The sequence below is a fragment of the Bartonella gabonensis genome (assembly GCF_903679515.1).
Classification (GTDB): Bacteria; Pseudomonadota; Alphaproteobacteria; order Rhizobiales; family Rhizobiaceae; genus Bartonella; species Bartonella gabonensis.
In genome coordinates, this window is sequence record NZ_CAHOYM010000001.1 from 12,468 (window position 1) to 30,195 (window position 17,728).

The 17,728-nt window shown below is 37.0% G+C and carries 17 protein-coding genes; 3 read left to right on the forward strand and 14 right to left on the reverse strand.

Annotated elements, in window-relative coordinates:
• Nucleotides 1–24 precede the first annotated feature (24 nt).
• Nucleotides 25–2,001: a threonine--tRNA ligase gene (thrS, locus tag HWX04_RS00095; RefSeq protein ID WP_175868222.1), complete on the forward strand. Its 1,977-nt coding sequence runs from the start codon at nucleotides 25–27 to the stop codon at nucleotides 1,999–2,001.
• Between the two features lie 633 nt (nucleotides 2,002–2,634).
• On the opposite strand, the gene HWX04_RS00100 is transcribed toward thrS, so the two are convergent.
• The 5 genes from HWX04_RS00100 to HWX04_RS00120 form a co-directional block, all read right to left on the reverse strand.
• Nucleotides 2,635–3,138: a MerR family transcriptional regulator gene (locus HWX04_RS00100; protein ID WP_175868223.1), complete on the reverse strand. Its 504-nt coding sequence runs from the start codon at nucleotides 3,136–3,138 to the stop codon at nucleotides 2,635–2,637.
• A gap of 173 nt (nucleotides 3,139–3,311) precedes the next feature.
• The gene (locus HWX04_RS00105; protein ID WP_175868224.1) at nucleotides 3,312–3,638 is read right to left on the reverse strand and encodes an integration host factor subunit alpha; all 327 of its coding nucleotides are present in this window, start codon (nucleotides 3,636–3,638) and stop codon (nucleotides 3,312–3,314) included.
• A 77-nt stretch (nucleotides 3,639–3,715) separates the two neighbouring features.
• The gene (locus HWX04_RS00110; RefSeq protein ID WP_175868225.1) at nucleotides 3,716–4,690 is read right to left on the reverse strand and encodes a beta-ketoacyl-ACP synthase III; all 975 of its coding nucleotides are present in this window, start codon (nucleotides 4,688–4,690) and stop codon (nucleotides 3,716–3,718) included.
• A 49-nt stretch (nucleotides 4,691–4,739) separates the two neighbouring features.
• A complete protein-coding gene (gene plsX / locus HWX04_RS00115) occupies nucleotides 4,740–5,810 on the reverse strand; it encodes a phosphate acyltransferase PlsX (protein ID WP_175868226.1) in 1,071 nt (356 codons plus the stop codon).
• A gap of 157 nt (nucleotides 5,811–5,967) precedes the next feature.
• Nucleotides 5,968–6,525: a YceD family protein gene (locus tag HWX04_RS00120; protein ID WP_175868227.1), complete on the reverse strand. Its 558-nt coding sequence runs from the start codon at nucleotides 6,523–6,525 to the stop codon at nucleotides 5,968–5,970.
• Between the two features lie 224 nt (nucleotides 6,526–6,749).
• Here HWX04_RS00120 and HWX04_RS00125 point away from each other — a divergent pair, with 224 nt between their 5' ends.
• Nucleotides 6,750–7,229, forward strand: a complete 480-nt coding sequence (locus tag HWX04_RS00125) for an outer membrane protein assembly factor BamE (protein ID WP_175868331.1) — start codon at nucleotides 6,750–6,752, stop codon at nucleotides 7,227–7,229.
• 76 nt (nucleotides 7,230–7,305) lie between these two features.
• On the opposite strand, the gene nusB is transcribed toward HWX04_RS00125, so the two are convergent.
• The 6 genes from nusB to glyA all read right to left on the reverse strand — a co-directional run bounded on the left by nusB (nucleotide 7,306) and on the right by glyA (nucleotide 11,844).
• Nucleotides 7,306–7,776: a transcription antitermination factor NusB gene (gene nusB, locus HWX04_RS00130; protein WP_175868228.1), complete on the reverse strand. Its 471-nt coding sequence runs from the start codon at nucleotides 7,774–7,776 to the stop codon at nucleotides 7,306–7,308.
• Between the two features lie 2 nt (nucleotides 7,777–7,778).
• The gene (locus HWX04_RS00135) at nucleotides 7,779–8,234 is read right to left on the reverse strand and encodes a 6,7-dimethyl-8-ribityllumazine synthase (RefSeq protein WP_175868229.1); all 456 of its coding nucleotides are present in this window, start codon (nucleotides 8,232–8,234) and stop codon (nucleotides 7,779–7,781) included.
• Nucleotides 8,235–8,315: 81 nt separating this feature from the next.
• Nucleotides 8,316–8,933 carry a riboflavin synthase gene (locus HWX04_RS00140; RefSeq protein WP_175868230.1) on the reverse strand — a complete coding sequence of 206 codons (618 nt, stop codon included), beginning with the start codon at nucleotides 8,931–8,933 and terminating at the stop codon, nucleotides 8,316–8,318.
• Entirely contained in the window at nucleotides 8,915–10,042 is a 1,128-nt protein-coding gene (ribD, locus tag HWX04_RS00145; RefSeq protein ID WP_175868231.1) for a bifunctional diaminohydroxyphosphoribosylaminopyrimidine deaminase/5-amino-6-(5-phosphoribosylamino)uracil reductase RibD, read from the reverse strand. The genes HWX04_RS00140 and ribD overlap by 19 nt, the downstream gene beginning before the upstream one ends.
• Nucleotides 10,035–10,517, reverse strand: a complete 483-nt coding sequence (nrdR, locus tag HWX04_RS00150) for a transcriptional regulator NrdR (RefSeq protein ID WP_175868232.1) — start codon at nucleotides 10,515–10,517, stop codon at nucleotides 10,035–10,037. The genes ribD and nrdR overlap by 8 nt, the downstream gene beginning before the upstream one ends.
• A 13-nt stretch (nucleotides 10,518–10,530) precedes the next feature.
• On the reverse strand, nucleotides 10,531–11,844 hold the full coding sequence (gene glyA / locus HWX04_RS00155; protein WP_175868233.1) for a serine hydroxymethyltransferase: 1,314 nt from the start codon (nucleotides 11,842–11,844) through the stop codon (nucleotides 10,531–10,533).
• Nucleotides 11,845–12,185: 341 nt separating this feature from the next.
• Between glyA and argC the strand changes: the two genes are divergently transcribed.
• On the forward strand, nucleotides 12,186–13,118 hold the full coding sequence (gene argC / locus HWX04_RS00160) for an N-acetyl-gamma-glutamyl-phosphate reductase (protein WP_175868234.1): 933 nt from the start codon (nucleotides 12,186–12,188) through the stop codon (nucleotides 13,116–13,118).
• 22 nt (nucleotides 13,119–13,140) lie between these two features.
• Here the strand turns inward: argC and HWX04_RS00165 are convergent, their stop codons facing one another.
• From HWX04_RS00165 to hflX, 3 genes are all read right to left on the reverse strand, one after another.
• On the reverse strand, nucleotides 13,141–14,232 hold the full coding sequence (locus tag HWX04_RS00165) for a COX15/CtaA family protein (RefSeq protein ID WP_175868235.1): 1,092 nt from the start codon (nucleotides 14,230–14,232) through the stop codon (nucleotides 13,141–13,143).
• Nucleotides 14,233–14,364: 132 nt separating this feature from the next.
• Nucleotides 14,365–16,191, reverse strand: coding sequence for a hypothetical protein (locus HWX04_RS00170; protein ID WP_175868236.1), 1,827 nt, complete (start codon nucleotides 16,189–16,191; stop codon nucleotides 14,365–14,367).
• Between the two features lie 144 nt (nucleotides 16,192–16,335).
• Nucleotides 16,336–17,679: a GTPase HflX gene (gene hflX, locus HWX04_RS00175; protein WP_175868237.1), complete on the reverse strand. Its 1,344-nt coding sequence runs from the start codon at nucleotides 17,677–17,679 to the stop codon at nucleotides 16,336–16,338.
• Nucleotides 17,680–17,728: the final 49 nt, after the last annotated feature.

Consider the following 17,728-nt stretch of genomic DNA (forward strand, 5'->3'; position numbering starts at 1 on the left):
GAATTGGATTAAAGAGGTGTTTTTATGTCTTGCTCTATTTCTCTTTCCTTTCCCGATGGTTCAAAACGTAATTACCCCGCCGAAATGACAGGCTTGGAATTAGCAGAATCCATTTCTAAATCACTCGCAAAAAAAGCAGTCGCCTATAGTCTTGATGGCATCACGCGAGATCTATCGGATCCATTAGGACAATCTGGTGAAATAGAGATTATTACCCGAGAGGATTCACGCGCTCTTGAGCTCATAAGGCATGATTGTGCCCATGTCCTTGCTGAAGCAGTGCAAGAACTCTTTCCTGAAACGCAAGTGACAATAGGTCCTGTGATTGAGAATGGGTTCTATTATGATTTTGCGCGCCAACAACCTTTTACACTAGATGATCTCACCGTCATTGAAAAGAAAATGCGTGAAATTATCCAACGCAATAAACCTTTTAGAAAAGAAATTTGGTCTCGTGAAAAAGCAAGAAGAGTTTTTTCTGAAAAAAAGGAATTTTATAAAGTTGAACTTATTGACAGCATCCCTGACAATCAAGATTTAAAAATCTATTATCAAGGGGAGTGGTTTGATCTTTGTCGCGGACCGCACATGCAATCTACAGAGCAAATTGGAAATGCCTTCAAATTAATGAAAGTTGCAGGAGCTTATTGGCGTGGCGATGCCAATAATCCAATGCTCACGAGAATTTATGGAACAGCATTTGCCAATGAAAATGACTTAAAAGCCTACCTCCATATGCTAGAAGAAGCTGAAAAACGTGATCATCGCCGCTTGGGACGTGAAATGGACTTATTTCATTTTCAAGAAGAAGGGCCAGGAATGATTTTTTGGCACCCAAAAGGCTGGAAAATGTTCCAAAATTTAATCAACTATATGCGTAGACGCCTTGATGATCATCAATATGCTGAAGTAAATGCACCACAAGTTCTCGATAGATCACTTTGGGAAATATCGGGGCATTGGGGCTGGTATAAAGAGAACATGTTCAAAGCAATTCCAGCAGCAGAAGATTCAGACCATGGGAATGTTTATGCTCTTAAACCAATGAATTGTCCTGGTCATGTGCAAATTTTTAAACATGGTTTAAAATCTTATCGTGATTTGCCTATTAGACTTGCTGAATTTGGTCTTATTCATCGTTATGAGCCTTCTGGTTCTTTGCATGGTCTTATGCGTGTGCGTAGTTTTACACAAGACGATGCACATATTTTTTGTACTGATGAACAATTAGCAGATGAATGTCTCAGTATTAATGATCTTATTTTATCAACTTATGCTGATTTTGGTTTTAGAGAAATCAGCCTTAAGCTTTCAACACGTCCAGAAAAACGTGTTGGATCTGATGCATTATGGGATCATGCAGAAAGTATCATGGAATCTGTCCTTAAAAAAATTGAAACAAAATTTGCGGGACAAATCAAAACAAGTATCCTTCCAGGTGAAGGAGCCTTTTATGGTCCAAAATTTGAATATACATTAAAGGATGCTATCGGTCGTGAATGGCAATGTGGAACAACACAAATAGACTTTAATCTTCCCGAACGCTTTGGTGCATTCTATATTGATAAAGATTCAGAAAAGCGCCAGCCTGTTATGATCCATCGCGCCATTTTTGGATCAATGGAGCGTTTTCTTGGTATATTAATCGAAAATTTTGCTGGACATATGCCACTTTGGCTTGCTCCTGAACAAATTGTTGTTGCAACAATTACATCTGAAGCTTTTGAATATGCTCAAAAAATAACGGCAAAACTTAAAGCCGTTGGGCTTTCCGCAACAACAGATCTCCGTAATGAAAAAATTAACTATAAAATACGAGAACATTCCTTACAAAAAGTTCCCGTTATTTTGATCTGCGGCAAACGTGAAGCTAAAACAAACAGCGTAAATATGCGTCGCTTAGGAAGTATGAATCAAACCTCTTTATCTGTAGAAGATGCAATTAAACAGTTATCAAATGAAGCCACACCTCCAGATCTACAGCGTATAATCAATGCATAACATCATAGAAGATAGTAAGCCATTAATTTTTTTACTATAAATCATCAATTTTTGTACAAGATTAAATGATTTAATAGTTAGTACCTTTTGGTTTCATACATGATTACCGATCATCAGTAAAAATCACGTGATGATATTTTAAGAGGTCGGTTGATGAAAGAGTTTAATTTAAGCACTATAAGCTATTTAAATGTAAAAATTGTAAACAATTGAATATTAATGACTAACTGATAGCATTCATCTGTTATTTTTATATTAGGAGGATGACGTGACTATGATTAGATTTTTACGATAATTACACCAACATCCCGAAATCTACACTGATGAGAGATCGCTTTAACTTCCCTTGAGAGTTATAAAGCTAAATCAAAGAAGAATGACAAAATCGGCGTTCATTCTTTCCTCTTTAAGTAAATTAAAAACTCTTCCTAAAAAAATAATCAACTACGCACATAAGGTATATATGAGTTACTCGTTTAACATATAAAGCTCGAGCCACACTTATAAAATCATCTAAAAATATCGACAAAAACACATTGCTGCGCTAAATGCTAAATATTGACTTATAAAAAACTTTTTAAAACACATGTTTTGCTAAAAAAGAAGCACAATATAAAATGCAAAATATTATTGTTATCGTGCTCTATCAAGAACACGCTTACATTCAATGAGTTCAAATAGGGTTTCTTGCAACAATGCTTTATCGGTTTTATCTTTGTAAAGATTTACAGAACCAACAGAGACTTCTCCCTCATTCCTCATGAAACTCAAAAGCCCAAAAGAAGACTTCTTAGGCTTATTGCTCGTATTTTCAAAAGTTTGTCCTGCATGTTTTTTCTCTATGACAACATTCATAGCATCAAGGTCGCCATTACCAAATGCAGCCACAAAAGCAACACCATTTTCTTTCAAAAGGCGCTGCACACCTTTTATTGTATAACCCTGATCGTACAATAACTGCTTAATACCATTGAGCAAATCAACGTCGGCTGGACGATAGTAGCGCCTTCCTCCCCCACGTTTCATTGGTTTAATTTGCCTAAAACGTGTTTCCCAGAATCTTAAAACATGCTGCGGAAGCTCCAATAATTCGGCTACTTCGCTAATTGTGCGAAAAGCATCAGAGCTTTTATCCATTTTGCAACACCTTATCTAAAACATGACAAATGGTTTGATAATGATTCATTACGTCTCAATTTCTCAACAAGATTAGTCAAAAATAGGACCTTAATACTTACTAAACAGCTTTTTAAAAAAACAAAGGTCTTTATTTCACATTTTTTAACAAATACCAAATATTATCACAGCGTTTATTTATGAGATATCATTTTCTGTCTAGCACGATGCGAATCTAAAATTCTCTGTTTAAGAATATTTGCAGCCTTAAACGTCACAACACGTCTCGGCGGAATAGGTGCTTCAACACCTGTTTTTGGATTGCGTCCAATACGTTCATGCTTACTGCGAACCTGAAAAGTTGCAAAAGAAGATAATTTAACCGCTTCACCTCTTACAAGTGAATTGCAAATCTCATCCAAAACCAATTCGACCAAAGCTGCTGATTCAGTATGTGACAAGCCCACTTTTTTACAAACTACGCTCGCTAAATCTGCACGCGTTACTGTCTTACTTGTCATTATAACCACCTATTAAAATATTAAAAATTACAAAATGACTTATACGTTTTATTCAAATATGGTCAAGTAACCATAATTTACCAACGAATAAGAATTGCTCCCCATGTAAATCCACCTCCCATGGCTTCTAACATGATAAGATCTCCTTTTTTTATTCTTCCATCGCAAAGAGCTGTTGTTAAAGCCAATGGAACTGATGCTGCAGACGTATTACCATGTTGATTAATGGTAATCACAACTTTATCTGGTGAAATTCCCAGTTTTTTAGCAGATGCTTCAATAATGCGCTTATTAGCCTGATGAGGTACAAACCAATCTAGTTGTGAAGAATCCATACCTGCAGCTGCAAAACAATCATCAACTACATCCGTTATCATACCAACAGCATATTTAAAAACTTCTCGTCCTTCCATACGCAAATGACCTGTCGTTTGTGTTGTTGAAGGTCCGCCATCAACGTACAACTTATCGATATAAGCACCATCAGAACGCAGTTTTGCAGACAATATACCAAGTTCAAGAGCACCTCCCCCCTCAATTTCTTGTGCTTCCAAAACAGCAGCTCCCGCACCATCACCAAATAAAACACATGTCGTACGATCTTCCCAATCTAAAATTCGAGAAAATGTATCGGATCCAATAACTAAAATTCTTTTAGCTGCTCCACAGCGTAAATAAGAATCTCCTGTTGTTAAAGCAAAAATAAAACCAGAGCAAACAGCTTGAATATCAAAAGCAAATCCATGTCTCATTCCCAAAGCATTCTGAATTTCAACAGCAGAAGCAGGAAATGTACGATTTGGCGTTGAGGTTGCTAAAATAATACAATCAATATCCTTTATTGTAAGGCCCGCATTTATAAGAGCCGCTTGCGCAGCTTCAACGCCTAAAGAAACTGTTGTTTCATTTTCATTGGCGATATAACGTTGATGTATTCCTGTACGTTGAACAATCCATGAATCTGATGTTTCAACAAATTTTGCAATCTCATCATTTGATAAACTTCTTTTCGGCAAAGCACTTCCTACACCACGTATAATTGATCGAATCATTCAGCTCTCACCTTTTCTTCAGATTTTTCACTTCCATCATAAGAGCTCATCATAAGGATTCTCCACTCATCACCACTTCATCTTCCTGATCAAAAAGTYTTTGTTTATTTTCATGAAACCGCCGTAAATCAGCCGTTATTTTTTGTAAAAGTCCATTATTAACCATTTCATGACCAACACGGATAGCAGAAGCAAAACCATTAGCATTAGCACTGCCATGACTTTTTATGACCACCCCATTCAAACCTAAAAGCACTCCTCCATTCACCCTATCGGGATCCATTTTATTTTTTAGTGTACGAAAAGCACCCCGCGATAAAAAATAACCAAGAGATGTTAAAAAAGAACTGCGCAGGGCAGAATTTAAAATCTCTGCTATCTGTCGCGCGGTCCCTTCTGCAGTTTTTAAAGCAATATTACCAGAAAATCCTTCAGTTACAACAACATCAACAGTTCCTTTTCCAATGTCATTGCCCTCAACAAATCCTTTATATTCCAATCCTTCTAATTGCACCTCACGTAGTATCATTCCTGCTTTTTTTATTTCATAAAGTCCTTTAACCTCTTCCACCCCCACATTTAAAAGCCCAACACTTGGTTTTTCAGTGTGATATAAAGCGCGAAACATGCCTGCTCCCATAACCGCCAAATCAACCAACTGACTAGCAGATGCACCAATCGTTGCTCCAATATCTAAAACGATACTCTCACTGCGAAGTGTTGGCCAGATACCCGCAATACCAGGACGTTCAGCCTCTGCCAACATTTTTAAACAAAAATAAGACATGGCCATAAGTGCCCCCGTATTACCAGCAGAAACACAAGCATCAGCTTTACCATTTTTTACCGCTTCAATGGCATACCACATTGAAGATTTACCACGTCCATTGCGAAGGGCTTGGCTTGGCTTTTCATCCATGCGTGTATAGCTTTCAGTAGGATAAAAGCGCGATACAGAATCCAAACAGGGATATTTTTTTAAAACCGGACGAACGACCTCTTCTATTCCATAAAATAGAAAATGAATATTTGACAAATATTTTTGGACAATTGCTGCTCCTGCAATAGCTGCTTCTGGACCGTAATCACCGCCCATGAGATCCACAGAAATTCTAATCACGCTTGCATATCCCACATTTTTTCATTTACATTTTTAAACGCATATTATGATTTTGAGTGACTAAACACTTATTAAAACACATTTTGCGAAAACAGGTCCGCAGAAAATACCGTTTTTATCATAGTATACAATAGATAATTTTTTTATGTTTTTACAATCACTTCCAACTTTTCAAAACAGAAAATGGCGAGAACTTTTGCTCTACTTCTTCTAAATTTTTAACCACATTCATCTTTATCCCCTCTTTACGTGGATAATGATTAATAGACAACTCAAAAAACTCTTCCATAACTGCACCAATATCAATTTTATCATCATAAAATACTTCCGGCGTATCAAGCCCCTCCATATCTAAAAACAATTCTCGTGTATCTTCTGATATTTTGGGCTTCATTAAATTTGAATCTTCAGGAACAAAAACAATCTCAATATTTTCACGAAGAATATTTTCTAATGGTTCTAATGTAACAACACATAACTGTACTATACGCGCTTGCAACAAACCTTTTATACGCACGCCACGTTTTTTCCAGGAAAGAATATGGAATTTTCCCTCACAAGATTTTACTGCAACTAAATCATGATTTTGAGCTAAATGTGTACATTCTTTTTTGTTTGCACAAAGATGAACTCTTATACCTTTAGCAGGAAGAGAACGTACGGATATTGGATAAGCCAAAGCAAATGCCATTTGAGAAACATTTTGAACATTCATTGACAACTCCCAAACATAAAAACCTATAAAAATACTGTGCTTTTATTTAGCTCAAGTATATTTCATTCATTTTTTTCTTTTCTAAAGAAATTCTATATGGCATAATTTACTTTATAACAGGGAAACTCAATGTAAGCTACGGTAGATTAAGCTAAAATTAGAAAAACTTGAGGTTGCCTTCTTGTCGTACATCTTAGTATAAAAAGGAGATATCATTGTTTCAAATGCCTCACATAATGGCCTTAATCAAACGTAAATTGTTGATTGGTTTATCAATAGCAAGCATCGTAACACTTGCGGGGTGTAGTCTTCTTGATTCCTCAGGGACAAGCCAAATTTATAGAGAGGGCTATATTCTTGATAAAGATGCTCTAAGTTCTATTTCTGTTGGCTCAAGTCAAGAGCAAGTTCTTTTAACTTTAGGAACCCCTTCATTAAAAACGAAATATGATAATGAAATTTTTTATTACATTTCACAAACGCGCTATCGTGGAATGCAATTTATGAAAACAAAAATTGTTGATCGCAAAGTTTTAGCGATTTACTTCAATGGAAATAATCAGGTTTCAAGAGTTGCTAACTATGGCCTACAAGATGGCCAAGTGTTTGATTTCATTACGCAAACAACACCAACTATAACAAAAGAACACCCTTTCTTAATCCAAATTATAAAAGGTCCTGCAAATCTACCAGCCCCTAACTAAAGTATATTATCTACTTATTGTTTCAATCTTATTAGATCTGATGTTATCAGATCTAATAAGATAAAAAATATAACGATTAGGGGTGGATTTTTTTTGCCATACTATCGAGAACTGCGTTAACAAGTTTTGGCTCATCACCTTCAAAAAACGCTTTAGCTATATCAACATATTCATTCATGACAACCGCAACAGGAACATCTTTACGGTTGATCAGCTCCCATAAAGCTGCTCGTAAAATTGCTCGCAATATAGAATCAAGACGTGAAAGAGACCATTCTGCAGAAAGCTGTTGATGAAGCAGAGGATCAAGTTGCTTTTGATCTTTTACGACACCCGTTATAATTGCCAAAAACCATTGAAAATCAGCTTCAAGATACTGGTCTCCATCAATATCTTTTCCCAAACGATGAGCCTCATACTCAGCAGCTGTTTCCCTAACTCCCGACCCCACGATATCCATTTGATAGAGAGCCTGAACTGCAGCCAGTCTTGCTGCTCCACGTTTATTGGCTGAACGCGGAAAATGTCTGCTTTTTATATCAGCCATATTTAACGATTATCTCCGAATCTCTTTTTTAGGGCGATCATACATAAAGCAGCTTCAGCCGCAAAACCACCTTTATTTTTGTCATCTTGTTTTGCGCGCACCCATGCTTGCTCTTTATTTTCAACAGTTAAAATACCATTACCAATAGCTAAGTGCTTATGAACGGTTAAATTCATCAATGCTCGACAAGAATCATTAGCAACAATTTCAAAGTGATATGTTTCACCCCGAATAACACACCCCAGTGCAACATAACCATCATAAGATATCTTATTTTGTTCAGCAAAAGCTATTGCAGCTGGTATTTCTAAGGCGCCTGGAACTGTTACAACATCATAACTTACTTCAGCTTTTTGCAAAGCACTCACGGCACCTTTCAAAAGCGCATCAGAAATTTCTTCATAAAAACGTGCTTCAACAATCAATACATGAGGTTTTTTACGTATCTCTTTCATCATAATGGAATTCCACAAAAAACGAATCAAAAAAATCAAACTTATAGAGCATAAAATTCTAAAGGCGATCAATAGAGTTTTGGCTTATTCAGCTTTCATTTTAAAGCTAGAAAATTTTGCAGCATAGCGAGCAAAATGATCAATTTCTAAGTTGACCTGATCGCCAATTTTAGCTTGTCCCCAGGTCGTCATTTCCAGTGTATGACAAATAATAAGAACATCAAAAATACAATCTTCAATAGAATTAATAGTCAAAGATGTTCCATTAAGCGCAAGTGATCCCTTATTTACAATAAAGGGTGTAAACCGTGTTGGAACTTTTAGAAAAAAACGAACTGCATCCCCTTCATTTTTTTGGTCAATAACCTCAGCCAAGCCATCGATATGCCCAAAAACCAAATGCCCACCCATTTCATCACCCAATTTGAGTGAACGTTCTAAATTAACAAAAGTTCCTTTTGTCCACTGTGCAAGATTTGTCAAACGCAACGCTTCTTCCCAAGCTTCAACAACAAACCAATTGGAATCTTCTTGTTTAAATCCTCGTTCCACAATTGTCAGACAAATTCCCGAACACGCAATGGATGCACCAATTGCTAAAGTTTCTATAGCATAGCGTGTAGAAATTTTTAAACGTATTCCTTGCTTTAAAGATTGAACATCTTCAACACAACCGATATCCGTTATAATTCCTGTGAACATAATGTCTTACGTCTCCATTTATAAAAACGATCATTTCCAAACATTTTTGTCTCAACCTCATGAAACTGCGAGAGATAATTTTCAAAATGAGGAGCTTTAATCCGTTTTTTTCCTAAAACAATAGGACTATAAAAACATATTAAATGATCAACACAACCAGCATTCAAAAAATTTTCCCCTGTCTTTACGCCCCCTTCCAGTAAAACACTATTAATCCCATGTTTATAAAGCATCTGTAAAAGAGCAAAGGGTTCTACAAAACCATTATTCATCTCTACCGAATAAACAGACACACCATATTGCTCCAATGCATTTTTTTTGCTTTTCTTTGAAAGATCCACATCACAAATAACCCATGTAGGAGTTTTTATGGCTGTTTGGACAACTTTCGCATCAAGGGGGATAGATAAGTCTGCATCCAAAATAATACGAATTGGTGAGCGCAATTCCATCCCTGGCAAGCGGCAATTGAGTTGTGGATCATCTGCTAGTATAGTACCAATACCAACGAGAATAGCATTGTTTTGAGCCCGTAGAATATGCGTATGGGTATGGGAAAGCGTTCCACTAATTTTTATTCCCCCCTTTTCTCTTTTTCCCACACTATTATCGGCAGAAACTGCCATTTTAAAAGTGACAGCACAGCGTTGCATCTTTCTTATACACCAATGCGTCCATAAGGCTTCAAAAGCCTCTTCAGCTAAAACGCCCTCAACAACTTCAATACCAGCCGCACGCAAAAGAGCAAGACCACGTCCATCCACACGCTTATCACAATCAGTAAGAGCAACAACAACTCGGGAAATACCGGAATCAATAAGTGCATTGACACACGGAGAAGTTTTTCCATAGTGTGCGCAGGGTTCTAAAGTAACATAAGCAGTCGCTCCTTGAGCCAGAGAAGCAGCCATGCGTAAAGCTTGCACTTCCGCATGAGGTCTCCCATGAAGAGCTGTTACGCCATAGCCAACAATAAATGGTCCCGCACCACTATCATTTTGCACAATTAACGTACCAACTGAAGGATTCCCACCAGTAAGTCCTACATGACGCTCTGCTAAACGGATAGCTGCAGCCATAAACCGTTCATCTTGCACTTTTTTATTCATCAAAACGAGATTCTGTATCCGCTATACCCTTTGACAGCTCATCGATAATATCGTGAAAATCGCTTGCATTACGAAAATCTCGATACACAGAAGCAAAACGGATATAAGCGATATCATCAATTCTTTTTAATGCTTCCATCACAAGATGTCCAATTTTTTCTGAAGCAATCTCTGGTTCGCCCAAACTCTCAAGCTGGCGTACAATGCCAGAGATTGCTCGTTCAATACGATCAGGATCAATATTGCGCTTACGTATAGCCACATCAACTGATCGCATTAATTTATCACGATCAAATGGCTCACATTGTCCACTTTTTTTAGTAACCAAAAGCTCACGCAATTGAACACGTTCAAAAGTTGTAAAACGACCACCGCAAACGGAACACACACGGCGGCGGCGAATCACCGCCCCTTCTTCTGCTGGACGTGAATCTTTAACCTGTGTATCCTCATATTGACAGTAAGGACAGCGCATCTCTTTTTTATCCTTAACACGTGCTAAAATAAGAATAAAGAGGAAATTGATTCGTTATATCTTCCACCTTTTTCTTAACAACCATTTCAACGGCATGATTATCTTCATCACTTTTTGCACTCCGAAGACCATCAAGAACTTCTGAAATCAGATGACCAACTTGTGTGAACTCTTTTTCTAAAAAACCACGTGTTGTAGCGGCAGGCGATCCCAAACGAATTCCCGATGTTATAGATGGCGTTTCAGGATCAAAAGGAATGCCATTTTTATTACAGGTCATATGAGCGCGTCCCAAAGTCAATTCAGCCCGTTTTCCTGTTAGATTTTTCGAACGTAAATCAACCAATAATAAATGATTATCTGTACCGCCAGAAACAATATTAAAACCATTATTCTTTAATGTTTTTGCTAAAGTTTTGGCATTAGCGACAACATTAGCACTGTAACTCTTGAAAGAAGGATGCAAAGCCTCCTCAAATGCAACAGCCTTTGCCGCAATTACATGCATTAAAGGCCCCCCTTGAAGACCAGGAAAGATAGCAGAATTAATTTTTCTGGATAAAGCCTCATCATTTGTCAAGATCAAACCACCCCGAGGACCACGAAGCGATTTATGGGTTGTTGTCGTTACAATATGCGCATGGGGAACAGGTGAAGGATGCACACCACCAGCAACAAGGCCAGCAATATGAGACATATCAACAAGAAGATAAGCACCGATCTCATCTGCAATTTCACGGAATCGTTCCCAATCCCAGAATCGAGGATAAGATGAGCCCCCTGCTATAATAAGTTTAGGTTTGCGTTCTTTTGCAAGACGCTCAACCTCATCCATATCAATAATCTGATCTTCTTGACGCACACCATAAGAAACAACATCAAACCATTTTCCTGACATATTGACAGATGAACCATGCGTAAGGTGACCACCAGCATTTAAATCCAATCCCATGAATGTGTCACCAGGCTGGAGTAATGCCAGAAAGATAGCTTGATTCATTTGGCTACCAGAATTAGGCTGTACATTTGCAAAAGCAGCACMAAAAAGCTGTTTTGCTCTTTCAATGGCTAAATCTTCAACGACATCGACAAATTGACACCCGCCATAGTAGCGCTTTCTTGGATAACCTTCTGCATATTTATTGGTTAAAACAGAACCCTGTGCTTCAAGAACCGCTCTTGAAACGATATTCTCTGAAGCAATCAACTCAATCTCATGTTGTTGACGCTCAAATTCCCCTCTAATGGCATTAAAAATTGCACTATCAACTGTCTGTAAATTATCATTAAAAAAGCGCTTTTGGGCATCATTTTTTTGCTGAGTCATAAAACACGTTCCTAACATTAAAAAATAAAGTCACTAAACGATAACACAGCCAACCAAGCAAACCAAACATTTTAAACCACTTACACTCAAAAATACTGATACAAATATCTACCTCATTCCTCATCATAGAAACAGCAAAAAACTTTCCTCATAAAAAGTGTAAAAAATGAAGTTAAATTTCTGCTTTTACGTTCTTATAGATATCTTTTACAAAAAAATATCTATAACCTAAAGGAATTCAATAAGTTAATGATTATTATTTAAGTTGGTAATGATTTTAAATAATTTATAATGAGAAAAGCTGGATATCGTAGAAAAAATTAATACAAGGCAAGTTAAAAATGGTAACCAAAGTTTTCATTGATGGCGAATACGGCACAACCGGACTACAAATACAAAAACGCTTAGAAAAACGTACAGATTTAAAACTACTCTCTCTCATCCATGAGGATCGCCATAATGTTCATTTGCGGCAAGACTATCTTAATCAAACGGATATTGCTATTTTATGTCTTCCAGATGATGCAGCACGTAAAACCGTTCATTGGCTTAAAAAAAATAAAAACATTAGGGTTATTGATAGCTCAACAGCTCACCGTGTTGCCCCAAACTGGGTCTATGGTTTTCCTGAAATGACGGCAGGCCAAAAAAAACGCATTCAAGCAGCCCATTACGTATCTAATCCTGGATGTTATCCCACCGGAGCCATTAGCTTGATTCGCCCACTTCGCGAAGCAGGATTACTAAACGCCGATTATCCCATCTCGATTCATGCAATCTCCGGCTATACCGGTGGTGGAAAGCAATTGATTACAAAAATGGAAAATCAATCTCAAGAAAATATTCAAAAAAATTATTTTATCTATGGGCTCAATCTTGAACACAAACATGTGCCAGAAATTAAACTCTATGGACAAATCAACCACACGCCACTTTTTATACCCAGTGTTGGTCGTTTTCCTCAGGGAATGATTGTGAATCTTCCACTTCACCGCCATTTATTCACAAAATCAGCAAACTGTTCTGATCTGCGCGAAATTCTTGCAAACCATTATGATGGACAAAACATCATTTCAGTTGCTTCACAAGATGAAACAGCTTCTCTTCAAAGACTGAATCCAGAATGTTTTGCTTATAAAGATTGTATGAAACTGTTTGTATTTGGAAATGATCGCGAAGGAATCTTTAATCTCTGTGCTCTATTCGATAATTTAGGAAAAGGCGCATCAGCCGCCGCTGTCCAAAACCTCAATTTAATGCTCTCAAGCAATTAAACGCCATCTGGATAAAAGCTTTTTATTCAATAACGCGATATGCGCCTTTTGTTGCTCGCCAGTGTGCAACCGCAAAACACAACACGACTAATGCCATACCTTGATGAATGAGTCCTAAACTTATTGGAACCTCATGTAACAGCGTCAAGATACCTAAAAGTGCTTGGATCATGATCATAACGCAGATAAAAAATGCCCGACGAGAGTGGGTTGAATGCGGAACATTTTTTTGTACATAGAAAGCATGAAAAGCCGAGACAATAAATAAAAAATAAGCAAAAAACCGATGAATAAATTGAACCGTTAAGGGATTTTCGAATAAATTGAGCCAAAAAGGACGATGCTGAAATAATCCATCAGGAATAACCTGACCATCCATAAGGGGCCATGTATTATAGACTTTTCCAGCATGAAGCCCTGCAACTAAAGCACCCAAATAAACCTCTATTAAGACGAAAATAACGAGCCAAGCAGCAAAATATTGCACCTTTTGATTGGCTGGTTTTTCTGAATATTCTGAAAGACATCGAGATAAATAAGTAACAAAAATAATAACCAAACATGCCGTTATAAGATGAAAAGCCAAACGATATTGGCTCACACTTGTCAGATTACTTTGCCCAATCCCTGAAGCGACCATCCACCATCCAATAAAGCCTTGAAAAGCGATAAGGATAGGCACAACAATAAGCGGGAGTAAAATATTTTTTTCAATACGCCTCGTCGCCCAAAACCAAATTAACCCTAATAAAGCGACAAGACCAACAAGACGCCCAAGAACACGGTGTGCCCATTCCCACCAAAAAATGACCTTAAAAGCACTTAAAGTCATATCAGGATTAAGCAGCTTATACTGTGCTATCTGTTGATATTTTAAAAATTCCTCTTGCCATTGATCAACACCGATTGGTGGAATAACGCCATGTACTGGCTTCCATTCGGTTATCGATAATCCTGATCCCGTTAAACGGGTCGCACCCCCTACCAAAACAATTGCCAAGCAAAGCAATAAAATAGAATAAAGCCACACCTGAATTTGCTTTCGATTTCTCTTTTGCACAGGTGTTAAAAGATTATCGTTTAATCTCTTTACTGCCATCTCTGATTGCCCCACGCTTCTCTCCAACTACAATTCATTTTAAAGTTAAAACATTAAATCTTCATATTTTAGTATGTACTATAACTTCAGCAAAAGACAAGCACACCACGATAACACGCCATATATTATATTTCTCTTTTACGAAGTTTATAATGCAACAACACGATAAACAGTTTTGGGAAAACGACTAACCATCCGTATCATCCAATCCTGTTTATTAAGAACAGTATGACAAATGTAATAGTCCGTTAGTTCTGCAAACTGCTCAAATCCATATTTTGGTTCGCTTGCCATCTCTAAAATGATAAAATCATACTCTTTTTTAAATTCTTGTAAGACTTGAGAAATATTATCTGAAAAATCTTGTGCAGAAACAGCGCTTGTTAAGCCCTGAGGCAGAATATCAACCCCCGTATCATAATCACGGTAAATAACATCATGCAACTGGGCATTGCCCGTTAAAATATCACTCAGCCCCCGATGTGGACCAATGACTTTCTCTATTTGTTGACCAGAGATATCGACCAACAAAATTGTTTTGTTCTCTTTTGTAAGATGAAGTGAAAGTTTTGCTGCTGTCCGTGCTGCCTCTGGTCCAATGATTGAAATAACGGTTGAAGCACGCCATTTCAAAACATCAGATAATCCCTCTATCGTAATAAAAGCTTCAAGATTTTTCATTTCTTGAGAAACTAAAATACTCTCATTCTTCTGAAGAGTATTTTCTTTTGATCTCAAATCTTCTTCTAAGGATTGCTCTTTTTTATTTCTAAAGCATGGATAAAATAACACTATTCCGAGCAAAAGAGTAAGGAAACTCACCAATGCACTCACAAGAATATTTTTTCCATAAAGAGCCATAAAAGAAATCGGTGCTAACGTTGTTGGTATAACCACGTGGATCTTTGTATTTTGCAAGAGAAGAGAATCATCACTCAATCCTCGATATGAACCAATAACTTTTTCTTTCTCTTGAGCAGAGGTGCTCATCGCTTTATTTTGTGCATTGATCTCTGCTTTTATTTTATTTTCAAACGCGTTAAATATTTCATTCAAAGATTGTGATTGATCTTTTACAAAAAAGCTCACTCTTTTTTTGAGCTGTTTTTCCAACTCCGTTGCAATAATCTCATCTGAATGAACTTGATAAACAATCTGTAAAATTTTATCTTTTAATTGATGAGAAACCGCCTCTAATTCTGCAGTCATTGCTTTTATTTGAGGATGTGTCCACCCCAATTGTGCAGCCATATGTGCTCTTTGTGTTTCTAACAGATCACGTTTAGATTCCAGAGCAACAATTGTTGAATTGCCTGCAATAAACGATAAAGAAAGTAAAGACTGCCCATTTTCACGCATCATGTTAATCGTTGAATTTAAACTTGTTAAATGAATACGCTTTAAAGTTGCTTGCGTTAATTGCATCGAAAGATCATGAAGCTCTGTCTGTCTCACACCATGCTGAATAAAAGAATCAATAGATGCACGAAATCCCTGCACAATATTAATAATTGCAGTATTATCATATTGTCTGTCTTCTAATTTCTCATTTAATAAAGACTGTTTTTGTTTTATGATCGCTTGTGAAAATGCGGAAAACCAACTTTCTACCCCCTGTTGAGCGGCTTCAAGTGTTTCAGCTTGAAAAGTAAGATTAATAAGATCACCATCACGCCATAAATGGATATTTTCTTGTTTTTTTTTCTTATAAGAAGCATTCAAAGAAAAATACGAATCATTTGAGGATAGAGGCTGTGAAAATAAAAAAGCAATGATATCCTCTTGTTTTTCAATGGGTAATGGTCTTCCAACAGAATCAGATAATGAAAATACTAAAGTTGCTTGGTAACCACGAGGCTGAATAAAATAGTACAACCAAATCAAAGAGATACACAGCATTTGTAACAGCAAAACAATCACAATGCTTCGCCATACTGTGTGTATGAACAGTCTTTTATTGCATTTAAGACTCATCTTTATTTTAACCAGCAAAATATTTCTTCATATTGTTTTATTAAAAGAAAGTAGTAACTATCCTCTTAACTTGCTGTCATATTATTTTGAGATAAGAAAAACATAAAATTTGAACAAAAAAGTTCAACAATAGCTTTAAAAAACTTAATTCATATTTTTTTTGATGTTCTCTAGTTGTTTTTTTGCTTCAGAAGTAAGAACAGCTCTAATAGTAACAGACCCATCATCATGCCCTTCCTGCATTATTTCCGCAGAGTTTTCATAAAACCAATCAATAAGCGACATTTCATGAGGTTTTAAAAGATATTCAATGCTTTGCACCTCTCCAAAAATGCGCTTTTCAATGGCTCTTAATAATTGATCGAGTCCATCCCCCTGAAGGGCTGATACTGTAAAAGCAGGATTTAACCGTGTTTTCGCACTCGTTTGTAAAACATTCAATGCCTGCTCATCTAACATATCAATCTTATTCCAAACTTCTATGATATGTTCTGTATCATCAATATTGATATCAAGACTTGAAAGCACTTCTAAGACATCTTGGGCATGGGAACGATGATCAAGATCTAACATATCTCTTACATGAAGAATGAGATCCGCCTCAACCACCTCTTCAAGGGTTGCTCTAAAAGCTGCAATCAAATTTGTTGGCAAATTAGAGATAAAACCTACAGTATCAGACAAAAGAATTGTTTTTCCATGAGGAAGAACAACTTTGCGCAAAGTGGGATCAAGCGTTGCAAATAACATATTTTTTGCGACAACATTAGCACCACTTAAACGGTTAAAAAGAGTTGATTTTCCTGTATTCGTGTATCCTACCAAAGCAACAACAGGATAAGATGTTTTTTTTCTTTGTGCTCTATGAAGTGCACGTGTTTTAATAACCATTGCCAATTCACGGCGAATACGAATAATTTTCTCTTGCAAAAGACGCCTGTCTGCTTCAATTTGTGTTTCACCAGGTCCACCTAGAAAGCCACGCCCTCCCCGTTGCCTTTCCAAGTGCGTCCAACTTCGCACAAGCCGCCCTTTTTGATAGGACAAATGCGCCAATTCTACTTGCAAAACCCCTTCTTTTGTTCGTGCACGATCGCCAAAAATTTCAAGAATCAAAGCCGTTCTATCGATAACTTTACAATTCCATAATCTTTCTAAATTACGCTGCTGTACTGGCGTTAAAAAGTGATCTACAATCGCCAGCTCAATGGAATATTCATTGATATAATCGGCAAGCGTATCTGCTTTACCTTTTCCAAAGAGTGTCGCGGGACGGGGTGTTGCGATATTGATTGTTTCATAATTAACAACTTCTAACCTTATAGCACGCGCTAACCCTAATGCCTCTTGAACGCGGGAAGATATAGAACAATCTCTCAAAGAGTTTTCACTTCTATTCTCTTGAAAAATTGGTATCAAAACAAGTGCGCGCACTTGTTTTATAGTTTGTGAAAATACCCCTCCTAATCTCTCATTTTCATCTATCATAGGAATCTAAGTACTTTAAAAATGGGACAAGAGGTTTATCTTAAAATGA

Excerpts from the sequence above, each read along its gene's own strand:
- thrS (WP_175868222.1), top strand. The coding sequence starts at position 25 with ATGTCTTGCTCTATTTCTCTTTCCTTTCCCGATGGTTCAAAACGTAAT.
- ribD (WP_175868231.1), bottom strand. The coding sequence starts at position 10,042 with ATGAATAAAAAAGTGCAAGATGAACGGTTTATGGCTGCAGCTATCCGT.
- hflX (WP_175868237.1), bottom strand. The coding sequence starts at position 17,679 with ATGATAGATGAAAATGAGAGATTAGGAGGGGTATTTTCACAAACTATA.
- nusB (WP_175868228.1), bottom strand. The coding sequence starts at position 7,776 with ATGGCTGATATAAAAAGCAGACATTTTCCGCGTTCAGCCAATAAACGT.
- HWX04_RS00100 (WP_175868223.1), bottom strand. The coding sequence starts at position 3,138 with ATGGATAAAAGCTCTGATGCTTTTCGCACAATTAGCGAAGTAGCCGAA.
- argC (WP_175868234.1), top strand. The coding sequence starts at position 12,186 with ATGGTAACCAAAGTTTTCATTGATGGCGAATACGGCACAACCGGACTA.
- HWX04_RS00135 (WP_175868229.1), bottom strand. The coding sequence starts at position 8,234 with ATGATGAAAGAGATACGTAAAAAACCTCATGTATTGATTGTTGAAGCA.
- HWX04_RS00120 (WP_175868227.1), bottom strand. The coding sequence starts at position 6,525 with ATGAATGTTCAAAATGTTTCTCAAATGGCATTTGCTTTGGCTTATCCA.
- HWX04_RS00170 (WP_175868236.1), bottom strand. The coding sequence starts at position 16,191 with ATGAGTCTTAAATGCAATAAAAGACTGTTCATACACACAGTATGGCGA.
- HWX04_RS00105 (WP_175868224.1), bottom strand. The coding sequence starts at position 3,638 with ATGACAAGTAAGACAGTAACGCGTGCAGATTTAGCGAGCGTAGTTTGT.
- nrdR (WP_175868232.1), bottom strand. The coding sequence starts at position 10,517 with ATGCGCTGTCCTTACTGTCAATATGAGGATACACAGGTTAAAGATTCA.
- HWX04_RS00110 (WP_175868225.1), bottom strand. The coding sequence starts at position 4,690 with ATGATTCGATCAATTATACGTGGTGTAGGAAGTGCTTTGCCGAAAAGA.
- HWX04_RS00125 (WP_175868331.1), top strand. The coding sequence starts at position 6,750 with ATGCCTCACATAATGGCCTTAATCAAACGTAAATTGTTGATTGGTTTA.
- HWX04_RS00140 (WP_175868230.1), bottom strand. The coding sequence starts at position 8,933 with ATGTTCACAGGAATTATAACGGATATCGGTTGTGTTGAAGATGTTCAA.